Genomic DNA, 17,233 nt, shown 5'->3' on the forward strand with positions numbered 1-17,233 from the left:
GCGCCACATGCGTGCGCCTGTCGAGTCGGTTCCGCAAGACGAGGCACCCCGGCTGCTCAGGCGGGGACGGGCTCCAGGTCAGGATCGTCAAAAGGTGGATAGCTCTCGTTGCCCATCCGCTCGGCCGCATCGATGTAGACGGCAAGAGCGTCGCGAGATTGAGCGAGCTTCTCCATCTGATCGTCCAGTCGCTGGAGCCGTGACCGCATCGCGGCCAGCAACTCGGAACAGCCGGGCAGCTCCGGGGCCTCTCCGACCGCACAGGGCAGCAGGTAGGCGATGTCCTCGGAGGACAGACCGGCGCCAAGCAGGTGCCGGATCTGCTTCACCCGCAGCACGGCGTTCTCGTCGTATTCGCGGTATCCATTCGCGCGGCGGTCCGCCTCCAGCAGGCCCTGGGCCTCGTAGTAGCGCAACTGATGGGCGTTGACGCCCGTCCGGCGACTCAGCTGCCCGATCCGCATCGAAACCTCGCTTGACCTTCACACCGGTATCAACGTTGACGATGCTGCCATGAACAACAAAACCGATACACCCGTGACAGTCATCGGACTCGGACGGATGGGCCAGGCAGTCGCCGGCGCGTTCCTGAAGGCCGGCCATCCCACAACCGTGTGGAACCGAACGACCTCCAAGGCCGACCAACTGGTGGCCGAGGGAGCACAGTTGGCGCCGACAGTTGGTGATGCGCTCAAGGCAGGTTCCCTGACGGTCATCTGCGTCACCGACTACCAGGCCATGCACGAGTTGCTCGGCGCGAACGATATCGAGCTGGACGGCACGATGTTGATCAACCTGACCTCGGGCGACTCGGCCCAGGCCCGGGAGGCAGCCCAGTGGGCCGAGCGGCGCGGCGCGCGTTACCTGGACGGCGCCATCATGGCCATCCCGTCGGGGATCGGGACCGCCGAGGCGGTCATTCTGCACAGCGGTCCGCAGCCGGACTTCGAGGCACACAAGTCAACACTCGACGCGCTCGGCACCGTCACCCACCTCGGCGCGGACCATGGGCTGGCGTCCCTGTACGACGTGGCCGGCCTGGCCATGATGTGGAGCGTCCTGAACGCCTGGCTCCAGGGCACTGCCCTGCTCAGGACGGCCGGCGTTGACGCCGCAACGTATGCGCCGTTTGCACAGCAGCTCGCTGCCGGTGTGGCCGAATGGCTGCCTGGATATGCCGAGCAGATCGACAGCGGCTCCTTCCCGGCAGAGGTGTCGGCCCTGGAGACGGAGGTGCGGTCGATGACGCACTTGATCGAGGAGAGCGAGGCAGTGGGTGTCAACGCCGAACTGCCGAAGCTGATCAAAGCGATGGCCGACCGTTCGATCGCCGCCGGACACGGTGGAGAGCAGTACCCCGTGCTGATCGAAGAGTTCGGCAAACCCCACGACGCCTGACGATCCTGACACCGGAGGCTCTCCCGGGCGCTCTCCCGGACGCTTGTCCTGGGCGTTCGTCCTGGGCGTTCGCGTGGCGGTCCGTCCGGATCGTGATCACGAATGGGGAAAGCGCCTCTGGCCAGGAAGGATGAGGATTGTTGAGGCTGTTGATCCTGCCACCGCCGGAGGCACTTCCCAGGGAAAGAAGCGTATGTCGGGTGTACCCGTCTGTCCGTGCCGAGGGCGGCGGCCGGGCGGCGGCCCGGCGGTGGTCTCGCTGGCTGGAGCGGTACTGCTGGTCGGGACGATCCGCAACGCCCGTCTGGATCAGGCGACGAAACGACGCGGTGGGACTTCGTTTCGGAGGCCGACAAGGCCAGCTTCGTAGTGGCGGGCGCAGGGCCGCCCCTCCGGTGCGAACTCTGCCTCAGTGACGTTCAGCGGGAGACGTTGAAGGGCAGCGTCGTTGTCTACCGGCGTCCGTTGGTCACCGTGGTCGGGCCGGGATCGAGCGGTGCTGGTCGGCCGGGACGGTGCGGGGCCGGGGGAGGCTGGTGAGGGTGTAGAGGACGAGGGCGGTGGCGAGCCCGACGGCCCAGCTGTAGTCGGCGAGCGGGCGGAGCGCGGGGACCGTACGCTGGACGATCCAGTAATCCGCCATCATCACCCCGGCGACCGTGCCGAGCAGCCCGCCCACGACACCGAGCCAGGTGAAGATGTACAGCTCCGGGGTCTCGGTCAGCTTCCACGGCACGACGAGGACGCCGACCACGCCCGTAATCACGGCGCCGGTACGGAAGTTGATGAGCTTCGGGAGCAGGTTCGCCAGGTCGTACGCGGGGGAGACCACGTTTGCCGCGATGTTCACGGAGATCGTCGCGATCAGTACCGTCACCAGGGCGAAGAGCAGCCCGAAGACGTTGTCGCTCTTCGCCGCGAGCTTCACCGGGTCCCACAGCGGCGCCCCGTACACGACCTGCGAACCGGACGTCACCAGGACGGACAGGAGCGCGAACGCCATCATCGTGGTCGGCAGGCCGAGCGACTGGCCCCAGACCTGGGCCCGCTGGCCTTTACCGAACCGCGTGAAGTCGGGGATGTTCAGGGACAGCGTGGACCAGGATAACCAGGCGCTGCCCCAATGAACCTAACGCTTAGCGAAGTCGTCCAACGGCCGCGGCGTTATTCCTTCCTATGCGCCGGCCAAACGAGCTGACACGTGCTCGGGGAGAGCCGAAGGACCGACGCCGATCGTCCGCACAAGTAGGCGTAGCCGACGGCGGTCTGACCGGGCCGCCTTACCGCGATCGAAAAGGCACCCGGGCGCGCTTCCAGCTACCGCTGCCAGTAGCACAATACGCTCCGCGCGGGGCCAGCCCAAGCCAGCGCTGGGACTTGTGCTCGCTCTGCTTCTGCTCACGGTGCTAGTCATGGTCGCGGCCTACTCACGGTGGATCTGCGCGAGGATGCTGCCCTCGCGCTCGGGCGCCGATCTGATCGCCGGGCACTGGCGGCTGCTGACCGAGCTCGGCGCCGTCCCACGAGTGCTGGTCTGGGACAACGAGGGCGCCGTCGGCTCCTGGCGGCCCGGTAGCCCTCAACTCACCGACGAGTTCACCGCGTTCGCCGGACTGCTCGGGATCAAGTTCGTGCTCTGCTGTCGGCGTACATGCGAAAGTGCGCAGGTCGGTACGTGGGAAAGTGCTCCGCTCGAATACGCCATCGCGCTGGCGAGGGTGATGGTGACGGTGACCGTGGCGGTGTGGTCTGACTCAGGTCGGAGTTCGACGGCCAGTAGGCCGTTCGTGCCGACGGTGTCGCTGTGGGTAGGCGATTCCGATGAGTCGATCCAGTTGCTCGGCTCACCTAGGGCGTCTGCTTGGCCTTTGATTCGGAAATCGGACATGGGCCCTCCAGTGGGTTTCGCTCGGTGTGATTACGGGGCGGGCTCGTAGTGGACGGTGGTGTTGGGACATGCCTCGGCGAGCTGGGTCAGGGCGGCCAGCTCGTCGGCGTCGACGGTCAGACGCCAGCGCAACTTGTCTCCGGTCCACTCGGACAAGTAGCGGCACGTCACCTCGGCGTTCGGGAGCCACTCGGCAGGGTCCTTGTCGGCCTTGCTGCGGTTCGAGCCGGCCGTGACGGCGACGAGGGAGGTGTCGGAGTCGAGGTCGTTGGCGTAGGCCTCACGCCGTGCCGCGGTCCACTGCGAGGCTCCCGAGGCCCATGCTTCGGCGAGGGGCACCATGTGATCCACGTCCAGGGCGCCGGCGGAGGTCACCCACTTCGCGTCGTAGTAGGACCACCAGCGGCCGCCGGACAGCTTGCAGCCGGGCAGGACCTCCGGCGCGATGACCGCCTCCGCGAGGAGTACCTCCATGCGCGTGTTGCAGCCATCGGCCGGGTCCTGCCCGGCGTTCCAGTGCTTGAAGCTGCTGCGCCGGTAGCCGTCGCGGCTCTCAGCGGCCAGGGGCAGGCTGGCCGCCGCTTCGGCCAGGGGCAAGGTTTCGGCGGCGTGTGCCGGTGCGGTCATGGTCAGGGGCAGGACGGCGAGCGCGGCTGCGGTCGCGGCGTGCAGAAGAGTCTTGATCACAACGCGAGTTGTAGCGGCCTTGGATCAACCGCCCCGCACGGCAGCCGGGCCGCTCGGCCAAGCGGGTGGGCAAGTTCACCGGAGAAACGATCAACTGCTGTGGCCTGGCGGCAGCCGCGAGGAGAGGCCCGGCGCTGGCGTGAGCGTGCAGCCGCTGTACACGTAGCGGTGTACGCGGCTGTGCACCTTTCACGCGTACGCCGACAGCGCCACGCCCAGACGCGTTCGAGGGACCACAGCAAGGTGAAATACGCGTCGCGCACCAAGGCGGCGTGTGCGACGTCGGGTTGTTGGCCGGGGACGCCCCACCGGAACCAGGACGTCCCGGGCCTGAGCCATATCTCCGGTGGTGAGGTCGTGGTGGAGTTATCGCGCGAGTTCGAACGCGGAGTGGCTGAAGGTACCGCGCGCCAGCCGCCTCACCCACATCACCGACAGCGCGGCGATTACGGCGGGGGCCTTCGACAACCAATCCAGACCTGGTCGCGCGGGCTGCGTTCAGGATGCGGTCCTGGCGGAGCTTGGACGAGGTCAGGCCGAGTGGCCGGAAGGTGTCGTTCATGACTATGGAGGGGACGAGCGGCAACCGGTTGTCGGCCACGTTCTGCTGGCTGAACAGCGGGTAGGGATTGGCCGTCAGCCGTCAGCCGTCAGCCGTCAGCCGTCAGCACCGACGACGGTCGTGAGCCAGTCGTTGGCGAAGGCGTGAGTGACTTCGCCAAGGTAGACGGTGTGCTTCAGGTCCCGTCGGACCGTCAGGCGCCTGCAGCGAGATCGAGGTCGGTGGGACCTCGGTTGCGACGGCGGCACGGGCAGTGAGCAGCCGCCAAGACACCGCGTTGCGGACCACGAGGCGTGGGCGGCACGTCCTCCAAGGCCGTTGAGTCGGTTGAGGTCCGCGTGGACGTCAGCGGTCTGAGACACGTCGCCGCCCAAGCGATCCGCCAGGACGGGGCAGAGATAGGCCAACGTTGCGAACGCGGTCTTGAAGGGGGATGCCCCAGATACGCCAGAAACCTGCTACGGGGTCAGACACTCCAGCTGTAGGTCGGGATCTTCATGTCTGGGATGCGGCTTGCCGCCGTCGGCGCCAGCCGCGGCCGGCGCCGACGGACGCCCCGCAGATGTGGGAATACCCCGTGGCCGACACCCTCGTCGACGAGATCACCTGGCGCCGCCACCTCTGGCTTCACGGCGTGCCCGACGAGTTCGCCGGGTCACTCACGTCCGTTCGCCACCTCAAAATCCCCTGGGACGGCGGTGGTTGCGTGCGTCGAAGGTACACCCCGGGTACGCCGATGGTTGTATGGCCGGGACTGTGAGGCGATTCCTAGGGTTGCGCCCGTGATCAATCTCAGTGGGCAAGTGATCGTCACCAAGTCGGCTCGAGTCCTGGATCTCCATTGGCACTCCGCCATAGAAACGGTTCGTCTCTGCTTGCAGGAGGCACGTCCGACCGTCCAGGTCGCGTTCCTCCTGCGGTTCGCGGTCGGAGTGGCGTCCGCGGCGCAGCTGCCGCACTCCCTGGCGCGGCCCGCGCTCGGCATGGCGTCCCTGTGGTGTGCCGTGGTCTGCGCGTATCTGCTCAACGGTGTCACCGACGTCCGCGAGGACCGGGCCAATGGCTCGCGGCGCCCGATCGCCCGCGGCGACCTCCCCGAGCGGACCGCAGCGAACGGCACCGTGCTGCTGGCCTGCGCCGCCTTCCTCCTCGGCGGGCTTGCGGGGCCCGGGGTGGTGCTCTGGACGGCCGGCTTCCTGGTGCTGAGCTGGGCCTATTCGGCCGAACCGGTGAAGGCGAAGTGCTCCAGCGGGCGCTGCGCGGTGGTGGTGTTCGGACTGGGGGCGACCGCGTACGGGGCGGGGGTCTCGGCGTCCGGCGGCGAGTGGACCGCGACGGGCGTGCTGGTCGCAGGGGTGATGTCGGCCTGGATGGCGCTGGTCGGCGCCGTGGTCAAGGACCTGGGCGACGTCAGCGGTGACGCGGCCGGCGGCCGCCGTACCGTCGCGGTCGTCCACGGTCCGGCGGCCGCGCGGGCCTTGGCGGTGGCCGGCGCCCTCATCGTCGGCGGGGCCGCACCGGCGCTGGCGCTGCTGTGGGCGACGTCCGCCCTGGCGGCCGCGGTGCCAGTGGCCCTCGGGGCGGTGTGGGTCGTCGCCCGGGTGCTGCGCGGCGCCCGTTGCGAACACGCCGACCGCGCGGAACGGCGCGGCGCCTACCGGGTGTTCATGGTCACCCAATACGTCGCGAACCTGACCATGCTGGTTGTCCTGGCCCTGGCGCAGCCCCTCGGGTGAACCGGTCCACCCGAACGACGCGAGAACCGACCACCCTGATCACCCCGACCGCGCCGCTCCAGCGGCGCGGTCAACTCTTTTCCCGGAACGTCTTGTTCAGCGCCTGCACCCGGGAGTTGATGCCGAGCTTGCGGTACGCGTTGTGCAGATGGCGTTTGACGGTCGCCTCGGTGATCTCGAAGCGTCGGCTGATCTGCCGATTCGTCAACCCTTCGCGTACCGCCGCGAGGATCTCCCGCTCCCGCAGCGTGAGCGACTCCAGGGCCTGCGACTCCGGATCCGCCTGGGGCACCGCCCCGGAGGGCCGCGGCGGACGGTCGGCCGGGGTCGGGGTCGGGGCCGTTGGCCGTGTGGCCTCCTCGTAGCCGCGGATTCCCTGATAGAGACGCGTCCCCGTGACCGTACGGAACGTGGTGCTCATCTCCTCCTTGACCGCGTGCCGTTCCTCGGTCGGCACCAGGCCCGCCGCCCGCGCGACCGCCTCCTGCATGGCCTGCCAGAGCACCTCCGCCGCCCGGACCGACTCGGACACCGGGATCTGCTGGGCGACGCGGTGCGCTCCCAGAAGCCGGGAGTACTCCCCCACCCCGGTGACCTTCGCCGGCTGGCCCGTCTCCAGCGACTGCGCGCACTCGGCCACGATGTTCTGTGCCTGGTAACGGCACTGCTGCCAGGCGTCGTCGCGGGTCGCCAGCGGGCTGCCGAGCCGTCGTAGCTCCGCCCGGTACGCCTCGATGATCGCGGATGTGGCAGTACGAAGTTGCTGTGCGGCTGCCTGACGACTCAACTCTTGCTTCCCCTTCCCCGGGGCCGCGGCAGGCCGTTCCGATCGGCCCCGCAGCGTGATCGCGGAGAAACGTAACACCTTCGGTATCAGAGGCAAAGGCCGTCCGAAGGATGGGAAATAAGCAGTCCGGCGGCCTTCGAGCCACGGATTTCGTGGTTCGAGGGCCGCCGGACCGGCGACTCGGTACCCTCAGGACGCCCTGGCCCGTTGGGTGACGACGATGCAGGTGAGCACGATGGCCGCGGTCAGCGGCACGGCCGCGCCGATCTCCTCGCCGAGCAGCACCACGGCCCACACGAGGGTCAACAGCGGCTGTGCCAACTGGAGTTGACTCGCCCGGGCCACCCCGATGAGCCCCATTCCCTTGTACAAGACGACGAACCCGGCGAACTGGGAGACGGCCGCGATGTACGCCATGCCGACCAGAGCCTTGGCAGTGAGGTGCACCGGCTCGTGCGGCAGTGCCCACAGGGACACGACGAGGTTGACCGGGGCGGCCAGGACCACGCCCCAGGCGATGACCCGCCATCCCGGCATGTGGGCGGAGAGCCGCCCGCCGAAGGCGTACCCGGCAGCACAGACGACGAGGGCGCCGAAGAGGTAGAGCTCGGCGACCGTCGGCTTGCCGTGGCTCTGCGAGAGCGTGAAGGCGATGACGGTCGCCCCGCCGGTCAGGGCCGCGGCCCAGAACACCTTCGAGGGACGGCGCCGGGTGAGGACCGCGGAGAACGCCGCTGTGGCCATCGGCAGCGCGCCGATGACGATCGCCGAGTTCGCCGTGGACGAGGTCTGCAGGGCAAGCGTGGTGAGCAGCGGGAATCCGATCGCGCAGCCGCCCGCGACGACGGCGAGCGCGGGCCAGTCGGCACGGGCCGGCAGCGGCGCCCGCGTCACAAGGAGCGCCACGCCCGCGATCACGGCGGCGAGCACACCGCGCACCCCGATGGCGCTCCACGGACCGAATCCGTCGAGGGCCCACACCGTGCCGGGGAAGCTGAAGGAGAAGCTCAACACGCCGAGCGCGGCGTAGAGGGTGCCGCGCGGCACGACCGAGGCGGCGGGCCGGGCGGCGGGTCCGGCGGGCGAGGCGGAGGAACTGGCAGGCGGGGCCGGTGCTGTTGGGGTCTGCTGCGTTGTCATGGTCATCCGTTCTTTCGGTCTCGGGATATGTCTTCAAGGCGTGCGGCGATGGCCTGCGCGAACCGGGTCGCGGAGCCCTCCGCGAAGGGCATGCTCAGCGACGGCTCGCACACTTCCAGTTCGAGCAGTACGGGCCTGCCGTTGCCGTCGCGGATGAGGTCGACGCGGCCGTAGAGCAGCGGCTGCCCCAGCTCAAGGCGTGCCACCACGGCGTCCAGCGCGGCCGAGGCGACCGCCCGTTCGTCCTTGGCGGCCTCCCGCGCGGTGCGGGCGTCCTGCGTGGGGACGTCGACGGTGCCGTCCGGCAGGAGCAGCGCCCGCTTGCGGATGGCGTGGCTGTACGCGCCGTCGAAGTAGATCAGGTCGGTCTCGCCGTCACGGTCGACGGCGTCCAGATAGGGCTGGATCAGTGCGTCGCAGCCCTGCTGGAGCAGCTTGGCGATGTGCCGCGTCGCCTCGGGCTCCTGCGCGCGGGAGAACCGCTGCACGTCCCGCGAGTAGGCGCCCACGGTCGGCTTCACCACGAACTCCGCGGCCTCGGGATGCCGTTCGAGGAAGGCCCGCAGGGCGTCGGCCGGGTCCGCCTCGGGTGCCACGAAGCTGCTCGGCACGACCGGCACCCCGGCCGCGTCCAGATCGCCCAGGTAGCTCTTGTCAAGGTTCCAGCGCACCACTGGGAGCGGGTTGAGCAGATGCGTCACGGCGGTGACGCGCTCGCACCACTGCAGGAAGCGCGGGAGTTGCTCGACGTAACTCCAAGGGGATCGCAGCAGCACGGCGTCGAAGACCCCCCAGTCGATGGCCGGGTCCTCCCAGCTGCATATCTCGGCCCGCAGTCCGGCGGCCTGGCACGCCTCAAGGAGCAGTGGCATGTCGTAGTCGATCGGAAGGCTGGTCATGTCGGTGGCCAGGGCCACGTGGTTGCCCATCGAAATCACTCCATTGATTACCGGGATTACCAGGGGACGGTTTCGCCGCGATGCGTGTACGAGCCGGTCGGGCCGTCGTCGCCGAGCAGGGCCATCGCCATGCCCGTCCGCGCGCCGTCCGGGATATCGAGGTCTCCCTCGCCGTCGTTCATGCCGGTCCGGGTGTAGCCGGGGTGCACGGCGTTCACCTTGATCGGGGTGTCGCGCAGCTCGTAGGCGAGGTGCGCGGTCCAGGAGTTGACCGCACTCTTGGAGGCGCTGTAGGCGGGGAGCGACTTGAACATGTCGCTGTAGGCGTACGAGTCGGGATCGCTGTGCGTGCCGACGGAGCCAAGCAGGCTGGACATGTTCACGATGCGTCCGGCCGGGGACCGTCGCAGCAGCGGCAGCAGCGCCCGGGTCACCTCGACGACGCCGAACAGGTTGGTGTCGAAGGTCTGGCGCCACTGCGCAAGCGGCTGCTCCGATGGCTTCTTGCCGTACTCCTCGATGCGGATCGCGGCGTTGTTGACGAGGATGTCGAGCCGGCCGTACGACCGCTCGACCTCGGCGGCGGCGGCCCGGATGCTGTCGGTGTCGGTCACGTCGAGGAGCAGTGGTTCCACCGCGAGGCCGGTCCCGCGCAGTTCCTTCACCGCCACGGCGACCGCCTCGCGGTTCCGTCCGGCGAGGAGCACCCGGACGCCCTCGGCGGCGAGTTGGCGTGCCGTCTCGAATCCGATGCCGCGGTTGGCGCCGGTGACGAGGGCCAGCCGGGACGAGTGTGACGAGTGTTCGGACATGCGAACCTCCGTAGTGCTAGAGCGTGGTGAGGAATTTCGCGACGGGCGTGCCGAAGCGGTCGATGTCGACGAGGAACGCGTCGTGGCCTTCGTCCGACTCCAGTGCGAGGAACTCGGCGTCCGTGTCGCTGGCGCCGAGACCGTCGGCGATCTCCCGCTGCTGTCTGAGCGGAAAGAGGATGTCGGTCTCCACCCCGATGACCAGCGCCTTCTCAAGCCGTATCCGGGTCAGGGCCTCGGCAGTCGTACCACCGAAGGACTCGCCGAGGTCGAAACGGTCCATGCAACGGCTGAGGTGGAGATAGCTGTTGGGGTCGAATCGGCCGGCGAACTTCCGGGCGTGGCATTCGAGGTACGCCTCGACCTCGAATTCCGGACCGAAGGGTCCGGCGTCCGTGCGGCGCTCCGCCGCGATGCGGGCACGGCCGAAGCGGCTGTCCCATTCCCGGGCCGAACGGTAGGTCGTCATGCCCAGCTTGCGTGCCGTGAGCATGCCGCGGTGTGGGTAGTTCTGCGTGTCGTAGCGGCCGCCGTTCCACTGCGGGTCGAAGCGGATCGCCTCGCGTTGCAGCGAGCGGATCGCCGTCGCGAACGGCAGCGAGTTCGCCGCCCCGCAGATGTTCAGGTGGGCGCGGGCCAGACCGGGGTGCCGGGCAAGGAGGGACAGCGCGGTCATCCCGCCCATGGAGGTGCCGATGAGGCACGCCAGCTGCTCGATGCCCAGGGCACGCACGGTGTGGGCGGCCGCGTCGGCGATGTCCTCCATCGACAGTTCCGGGAAGTCGGGGCCGTACGGCTCGCCCGTGGCGGGATCGATGGAGGCGGGCCCGGTCGAGCCCTTGCAGCTGCCCAGCGCGTTCAGGCAGATCACGTACCAGCGGTCCGTGTCGACCGGCTTGCCCGGTCCCACCATGGTCTCCCACCACCCCGGCGAGGGGTCCTGCGGGTGGGAGGTGACATGGCTGTCGGGCGAGAGGCCGGTGAGGATCAGGACCGCGTTGTCACGTTCGGGGCTCAGCCGTCCGACAGTCTCGTACGCCACCCGCGCACCGGTCAGCGTCCCGCCGCACCGCAGGGTGAACTCATCGGGCAGAGCGGCGAACCGGGCGGCCGGGGGGACGAATTCCCTCCTCACGTCAGTTCCCGGAGTCCAGCGACGCGAGCCATGCGTCGTCCGAGCCCTCGTTGACGCCCTCCATCAGGAACGTGGACAGATAGCGCTCCCCGGTGTCCGGCAGCATGGCGAGCAGCACCGACCCCTCTGGGGCGGTCTCCGCGACGCGCAGTGCGGTGGCCAGGGTGGCACCGGCGGAGATGCCGGCGAAGATGCCCTCCTCCGCGGCGAGCCGGCGTGCGGTGTCACGGCCCACCGTCTCGTCGATGGTGACCAGTTCGTCGATGACGCTGTCGTCGAGCACGCTGGGCACGAAGTTCGGGGACCAGCCCTGGATCCGGTGGACGTTCCACTCCTTCTTGCCCAGGATGGCGGCGTTCTCCGGCTCGGTGGCGACGACCCGGACCCCGGGGCGGGCGGTCTTCAGCATCTGTCCGACGCCGGTGAGGGTGCCGCTGGTGCCGAACCCGGTGACGAAGTAGTCAAGGCGCTTACCCGCGAAGTCGGCGAGGATCTCCGACGCCGTGGTCTCCCGGTGGTAGGCGGGGTTGGCCGGGTTGTCGAACTGGTGGGCCCGGAACCAGCCGTGCTCCTCGGCCAGTTCGTCGGCTATGCGGTTACCGCCGCTGCTGCCCAGCTCGCCGGGGAACAGGATCACCTTGCCGCCGTACGCCCGGATCAGCTTGCGCCGCTCCTGCGAGTACGTGTCACCCATGACCGCGACGAAGTGGTAGCCGCGCGCCGCGGCCACCATCGCCAGGGCGATGCCGACGTTGCCGGAGGTGCACTCGACGATCGTGTCGCCGGGCTTCAGCAACCCCTTGGCCTCGGCGTCGAGGACCACGGAGAGTGCGAGCCGGTCCTTCACCGAGCCGCCGGGGTTGAACGCCTCCACCTTCACGTAGACCGTGGTGTGCGCGGGGCCGAGCCGGTTCAGCTTGACGATCGGGGTACGGCCGACGGTATCGAGGATGCTGTCGTAAAGGGGCATGGGATCTCCTTGGCGGGCTGATGAGGGGAAAGAGGAACCGGGATTACCGGCCGACGAGGGCGTTCTCGAAGACGGGCGCGATCATGTCGAGGATCACGGCGACCGCCCGTTCGTTCAGCGCCTCGTCCGAGGAGGCGTCGAACTCGGCCAGTTCGACCCCGAGCAGCCGGTCCGCCGGGATCGTGTCGAAGACGGTCCGGATCTGCTCCGGGAGCAGGCCGTCGGGGACGGTGTAGTCGGCCGGCACATGGCCCGGTTCGAGTACGTCCCAGTCGATGTGCACCCAGACGGGGCGGTCGCCGATGGCGCCCAGGATGTTCTCGGCCGTCGTCTCTTCGGGCGGGATGACCCGGACCCCGGCCCGGGCGATCAGCTCCGCCTCGGCCTCGTCGATGTCCCGCGTGCCGACAAGGACCGCCTGCGAGGCGGGCAGCCCGGCGCCGTGGCCGCTGTCCCACAGGCCGCACGCGGCGGCGAGGACCATCCCGCCCAGGTAGCCGGTGCCGGTCGTGTGCGGTGTGTTGAAGTCGCCGTGCCCGTCGATGTAGAGCACCACGGCGTCCGGGAGCTCACTGGCCACGACCGGCAGCGTGCCGATGCTCGCCGGGCAGGTGTTGGAGATCAGAACCGTCCGGTGGCCACCGCGGATGCTCTCGCCGACGGCCCGGCCCAGTGCGGTCAACTGGCCCTCGGCCTGCGGAAGGCTGACGCTCCAGTCGTCGGCGGCGGCCGGCGCGGGCTCGCCGATCCAGCGGCCGGTGAGTCCGTACCGCTGCTCCAGAGCGCGCGCAATGCGGGCAGCGCCCTCGATCATCCCGGGCTTTTGGTCGGCCACCCGGCCCTGGGAGACGATGAGTTCGATCATGGGTCAGGACGTCCTCTGCGTGTCGTCGGCGATGTGGGGTTCGAAGGGGCAGGTGTCGGTTCGCCCGGTGTTCTCCTCGATCAGGCCGTACTGGCGCCATTCGAGGGCGCCGACGCCGTAGGAACCCAATTGGGGGGAGTGCTGAATACCGTCGTAATGGTGTATTCGCTCGCGGATGTTGGAGCGCACTTTCCGCCCGCTCGGATTGTCTCCGGCGAACACATCGAACCGCTCCCGCGGATTGATGACGAGAACGAAGGAACCGCCGAGATTCCGGCTGCGGCGAACCCGGTGTGCGGGGTTGCTCATATTGCAGAACAGAGGCATTCCGTTGAAGCACATGGACCAGGTCTCGGCGTCGGGATGCCGGGCGACGTCGGCCGGCCAGGGCGCGGGGTCGATGCGGTGCAGTTCCTGCAGGACGTGCCAGCCGAAGGCGTGCTGGTCCTCGACCGAGTCCGCTGTCACGGCTTCCGGCGAGAACACCACGACCAGCGGATACGCGGTGTCCAGCCGACCGTCCCAGCTTCTGGCCTGCTCGACGTATTCCGTGAGGGCTGCCGCCAGGTGCCCGATGCCGTCGCTCCCGCCGTCCGCCACGAAGACGAATCTCAGGAGCTGCTTGCGGAAGGCGTTCCGCGAGAAGACGCAGGGAAAGTCCGGGTCGGCGAGCCGGGCCGCAATCTCCTCGACTGCGATGCGCTCCCAACCCTCTTCGAATTCACCTGTCTGTGCCTGGGAAACAATTACTGTGGATTTCTGCGACGTATGCACCTAGCCATCCGTTTCTGTGGTTAAGGGCTGCGGTGATGGCCATCGTGACCCGCAGAATCGGAGCGTCACAACAGGTTGAATCGAAGGGTTGAGGAAGGAAGTACAGCCCGTACAACGAAGGTTGTACGGGCTGTACTTCCCCTTGCGAGAAAGGCAGTCAGGCACGGCAGTTGTAAGTTTTGCCCTCCATGGAAACTCACTGCGCTCCCACGTCCGCCAGGCAACCGGGCGGTTGATGCAGCTCCATGACGAGCTCACGGTCACGGGGCTTCCAGGACGAGCCCCTTACCCTGGGTCTAGCCGACGAAGCGCGGGGGCTGGAGCGTGCACTCGGCGGGGCCGTGGGCAGTGGAGGCGGGTCGGACTCTTCTGCGTGAGCTGCCGTAAGGCCAGGGGTGGCCCAGCACGGCTGGCAAGCAGGGAAGACGGAAGTCCGTACTGGACCAGTTCAACGGCCTCCAAGAGCCACACGGCAATCGGCCGCCGCAGCAACAGCGAGAGAGCGCCATCGGCTCGTTCCGGACGGTGCCCCGACACGACAGGTTGCCGCTCTCTATGAAGCAGGGCATCTCTTGGTTCTCTGCGTAAACAACTCACTGACCAGGCACGACTCCCGTGCTCTCCGTAGAGACTTCATCGAGAGGGCGGCCCAGGACAACCAGGCGCTACCCCAAGAAAGTCAGACTCCGGAGCAGCGACCAGCAACACCTACGCGCCGACGAGGGCACCGTCCAGGGCCTACGCGAGGCAGCACCACGACGTCCGCGACTGACGGGAACTACAGCTCCTTCGAGCGGAGCATGACCTCTTCCACGGCCCCGAACTGTCAGCTATGACACAGCAGTTACTGACCGTCTTCGGGCAACTTCGGCACGGGCCGCGAACACCTTGGCTGTCACCCACCGTGACGGCTCCACACAACCTGAGCCAGAGCCGTAAGAAGTGATCGAAGCCAACCCGCCGAGAGCTCGGTGCTCGTGCCCGCCGCGGATCCCGGGCTGAGCAGCCAGCCCTCCGTGTGACGAGCATCACGTACCGGGTCGATAATTTCTTTGCCGGTCCGGCCCTGTGCGAAGGCCTAGAAGAGGAAGCCTTCTTCACCTGTCCTTCAAGGAGCCTGTTCGTGTCCGACGTATCTACGACCATCAGTGAGCGGCTGTCTGCCGTCTGCCGTGTGCGGCTGCCTCTGTTCAGGAGAGGGCGCCGTGTGCGGCTGCTTCGGGAACGTCCCGATGGTTCCTTCGTCATGGAGACGGTGCGGCCGCGTGGATTCGTGGAAGGCCGGGCGGCCCTCCGCCTGAAGAAGCTGGAGTGGCTGCCCAGGCCTGGCGCTGGTTTCGCGGCCAGCTTGCGGGAGTTCCGTCGGGCTCTGGCCGAGGTGTGGACGGAGGACCCTCCGGTTCTGAGCCCGCCCTTGGCCCAGGGTGGTGCCGGGCGGGTACTGCCGGGTGTGGATCCGGACCGGCCGGCGCTGCCGGTCCGGACTCCGGGCGCCGCGCTCAAGCAGGTGGACCTGGAGAATCAGTGGGTGACGGTACGGGTCCCGCATCCTGAACCACACTGGCAGGGTGAGGGGTTGGGCAGGGTGGCCTTCTTCGGACCCGGCAGGTCTGCGCATCCCTTGTCTGTCACGGTGTATGAGGACGGCGCCGTCGACACCTGCCAGCCTCTGGAGTTTCCGACCGCCGATCCAACCCGGATCGGTGTGGCACCTCCCTCGCCGGATGTGATGGCGAAGTCCCCTGTCGTACGGGCGTTGGAGGCGCGGCAGGCCGCGCTGGCGGGCCGTGGTGACCTGGTGGAGCCGTTCACGACGGAGGTGTTGGGGCTGTGGCGCGGGGCCCGCTGGCAGGAGGCCGTGTCGACGGCCTTGCTCGGCGAGTGGGTGGAACCGCTGCAGGAGGGCCGGCGGCTCGACGGAGCGGCGTTGGAGCGGCTACGTGCCGATGCCCGCGCCGCTCACCGGCAGTTGACTCCCGTGTGGCGGCGGCGCACTCAGCAAGGGCGGGTGCTGTTGCTCGACACTCCGCTCGGCGACGGACTCACCCTGCACGACCTCATCGCCTCCGTGATGGATACGGTCGACGAGGTGGGCGAAGTCGAGCCGGATAACGTCCGACTCGCGGCTCTCGTGCGGGCGTTGCTTCCCGCGGAACAGAAGGTGGCTCTGGCCTGGGCGGAACCGGGCGTCGCCACCTGGGCCGACGCCGCTCGTCAGGCCGGGGCCAGCAACCCGGACTTGGTCGGCGAGCGAGTCCGGCGCAAGGTGCGGCGCCTGGCCGCGGAACGCGAGCGGCGTGTCGTTCTCAGGAGCCAGTGTCAGGGGGTCCGGCTGTGACATTGCTGGCAGCTGCCCTGCCGGAGTTCCTCGGCAGCCTCGCCGCCTCCGTGCTGGTCGCCGGTGGCACCTGGGCCGTACGCCGTCTGCGCAGGCAGCGCCGCCTGCGCAGACAGCGGGATGAGAGTGTGCGCGCAGTGGCCCAGTACGGCCACACGGCTCCGCCATCGCGCAGGCTGCGCATGCGGTGGCGGGTGCGGAGGGAATCGAGACCTTGCCGCCCGGGATGCCCCAGCCGATCGCCCTCGGCGATGCGGTGGCGGATCAACCGCACCCCTCCATCGCGCAGGTGAGACCGCGGGCCAGCAGCGTGACGGCCTGCGTTACAACCGACGCTGTCAGCAACCAAGTTGGACGTGGCGGCCAGTCCCTCGTGGCCAGAGCCTGACTTCGTACTCGCTCGGCAAGAGGGCGAACACCTCAGGGTCTGGGAATCCCGGCACGGAGTACGCCGTGCCGGGCACCAGCCCGTCCCCAAGCGCGGTCAGCCGGTCGCACTGCGAACCTCGCCGAGGTCACCGACGCACTGGACAGCGCCGCTTGAGTTGCCTGGGCATCCCCCGTGTGGATAGGTACGTCCTCCCGCTGTCATCAAGAACGGCCCCACGACTGCTGCAAAGCGGCAGAGCTCGCGCCAGGAAGCTGCTGGGCGGCCTGAGCGTTGGGTCTCCAGTGCAGCTGAAACGGCGGGGTGTTATCCACCCACACCAGGCCGCTGACCGAACCGGGGATCAGCGAGTTGATGCACGGACTCAGAGGCAGAAGACCACCTGTCCGGGGCGTCTCGGCCGCGGATCACGGCCTGGGCCTGTTCAGCGCGGGCAACGACCACACCGCCGCCATCCGCGTCGAGTACTGGGACGCGGCCCCGCCTGCCCCCGACAGCAACCCGGCCGGGGGCAGGCCGGTGGCCGCCGAGTTCCCCGTCCGCATCGGCGACGGACCGCTGCTCCTTCAGGGGATGGAGGTCAGCGAGTACGAGGAACTCGACCCGCCGCCCTTCTCCGGCCCCGCCCGCGCCCGGGTCACGTGCACCGGGCGGGAGGAGGCCCACCGCCTGACCTACGAAGAGATCGAGCTGTTCTACGAGGGCGTCGAGCGCTGGGTCGTCCAGCTTTGGCCGGACACCACAGGGCAGGCCCCGAGCAACGGCGACACTGTGTGAGGCCGCGGCAGCGATCCCGGGCTGCGGCTCGCCTGCGATAGGGCCCCGGAGAAGGCGCGTGCCGCGTGCCGCGAGTG

General features: G+C 68.7%; 14 protein-coding genes and 2 pseudogenes. 5 read left to right on the top strand and 11 right to left on the bottom strand.

Going from position 1 to position 17,233, the window contains the following annotated elements; genetic code table 11:
• Positions 1-56: 56 nt before the first annotated feature.
• Complete coding sequence (locus ACWD10_RS18830; protein WP_451092270.1) at positions 57-464, bottom strand: MerR family transcriptional regulator; 408 nt, start codon at positions 462-464, stop codon at positions 57-59.
• Positions 465-513: 49 nt separating this feature from the next.
• Between ACWD10_RS18830 and ACWD10_RS18835 the strand changes: the two genes are divergently transcribed.
• A complete protein-coding gene (locus ACWD10_RS18835) occupies positions 514-1,398 on the top strand; it encodes an NAD(P)-dependent oxidoreductase (RefSeq protein WP_451092272.1) in 885 nt (294 codons plus the stop codon).
• A gap of 469 nt (positions 1,399-1,867) precedes the next feature.
• Here ACWD10_RS18835 and ACWD10_RS18840 read toward each other — a convergent pair.
• Positions 1,868-2,500 (bottom strand): annotated as a pseudogene (locus ACWD10_RS18840) (cytosine permease); the annotation flags it as partial.
• 295 nt (positions 2,501-2,795) lie between these two features.
• On the opposite strand from ACWD10_RS18840, the pseudogene ACWD10_RS18845 reads away from it, so the two are divergent.
• Positions 2,796-3,038 (top strand): annotated as a pseudogene (locus tag ACWD10_RS18845) (DDE-type integrase/transposase/recombinase); the annotation flags it as partial.
• A 278-nt stretch (positions 3,039-3,316) separates the two neighbouring features.
• Here the strand turns inward: ACWD10_RS18845 and ACWD10_RS18850 are convergent.
• Positions 3,317-3,973, bottom strand: coding sequence for an HNH endonuclease family protein (locus tag ACWD10_RS18850; protein ID WP_451092274.1), 657 nt, complete (start codon positions 3,971-3,973; stop codon positions 3,317-3,319).
• Between the two features lie 1,437 nt (positions 3,974-5,410).
• Between ACWD10_RS18850 and ACWD10_RS18855 the strand changes: the two genes are divergently transcribed.
• Entirely contained in the window at positions 5,411-6,271 is an 861-nt protein-coding gene (locus ACWD10_RS18855) for a UbiA family prenyltransferase (RefSeq protein WP_451092276.1), read from the top strand.
• Positions 6,272-6,341: 70 nt separating this feature from the next.
• Here ACWD10_RS18855 and ACWD10_RS18860 read toward each other — a convergent pair whose 3' ends face one another.
• The 8 genes from ACWD10_RS18860 to ACWD10_RS18895 all read right to left on the bottom strand — a co-directional run bounded on the left by ACWD10_RS18860 (position 6,342) and on the right by ACWD10_RS18895 (position 13,653).
• Positions 6,342-7,058 carry a helix-turn-helix transcriptional regulator gene (locus tag ACWD10_RS18860; RefSeq protein ID WP_451092277.1) on the bottom strand — a complete coding sequence of 239 codons (717 nt, stop codon included), beginning with the start codon at positions 7,056-7,058 and terminating at the stop codon, positions 6,342-6,344.
• A gap of 189 nt (positions 7,059-7,247) precedes the next feature.
• Positions 7,248-8,198: a DMT family transporter gene (locus tag ACWD10_RS18865; protein ID WP_451092279.1), complete on the bottom strand. Its 951-nt coding sequence runs from the start codon at positions 8,196-8,198 to the stop codon at positions 7,248-7,250.
• A gap of 2 nt (positions 8,199-8,200) precedes the next feature.
• A complete protein-coding gene (locus tag ACWD10_RS18870; protein WP_451092281.1) occupies positions 8,201-9,127 on the bottom strand; it encodes an ATP-grasp domain-containing protein in 927 nt (308 codons plus the stop codon).
• A gap of 26 nt (positions 9,128-9,153) precedes the next feature.
• Positions 9,154-9,909: an SDR family oxidoreductase gene (locus ACWD10_RS18875; RefSeq protein WP_451092283.1), complete on the bottom strand. Its 756-nt coding sequence runs from the start codon at positions 9,907-9,909 to the stop codon at positions 9,154-9,156.
• A 16-nt stretch (positions 9,910-9,925) separates the two neighbouring features.
• Positions 9,926-11,044: a homoserine O-acetyltransferase MetX gene (gene metX / locus ACWD10_RS18880; protein WP_451092285.1), complete on the bottom strand. Its 1,119-nt coding sequence runs from the start codon at positions 11,042-11,044 to the stop codon at positions 9,926-9,928.
• Position 11,045: 1 nt separating this feature from the next.
• Entirely contained in the window at positions 11,046-12,014 is a 969-nt protein-coding gene (cysK, locus tag ACWD10_RS18885) for a cysteine synthase A (protein WP_451092287.1), read from the bottom strand.
• Between the two features lie 43 nt (positions 12,015-12,057).
• On the bottom strand, positions 12,058-12,879 hold the full coding sequence (locus ACWD10_RS18890; protein ID WP_451092289.1) for an arginase family protein: 822 nt from the start codon (positions 12,877-12,879) through the stop codon (positions 12,058-12,060).
• Between the two features lie 3 nt (positions 12,880-12,882).
• Positions 12,883-13,653, bottom strand: coding sequence for a YqcI/YcgG family protein (locus ACWD10_RS18895; protein WP_451092291.1), 771 nt, complete (start codon positions 13,651-13,653; stop codon positions 12,883-12,885).
• A gap of 1,018 nt (positions 13,654-14,671) precedes the next feature.
• Here ACWD10_RS18895 and ACWD10_RS18900 point away from each other — a divergent pair.
• Both ACWD10_RS18900 and ACWD10_RS18905 read left to right on the top strand, forming a co-directional pair.
• Positions 14,672-15,991, top strand: a complete 1,320-nt coding sequence (locus ACWD10_RS18900; RefSeq protein ID WP_451092293.1) for a hypothetical protein — start codon at positions 14,672-14,674, stop codon at positions 15,989-15,991.
• Positions 15,992-16,733: 742 nt separating this feature from the next.
• Positions 16,734-17,156: a hypothetical protein gene (locus ACWD10_RS18905; protein ID WP_451092295.1), complete on the top strand. Its 423-nt coding sequence runs from the start codon at positions 16,734-16,736 to the stop codon at positions 17,154-17,156.
• Positions 17,157-17,233 lie beyond the last annotated feature (77 nt).

The organism is Streptomyces sp. NPDC002851, assembly GCF_053591935.1.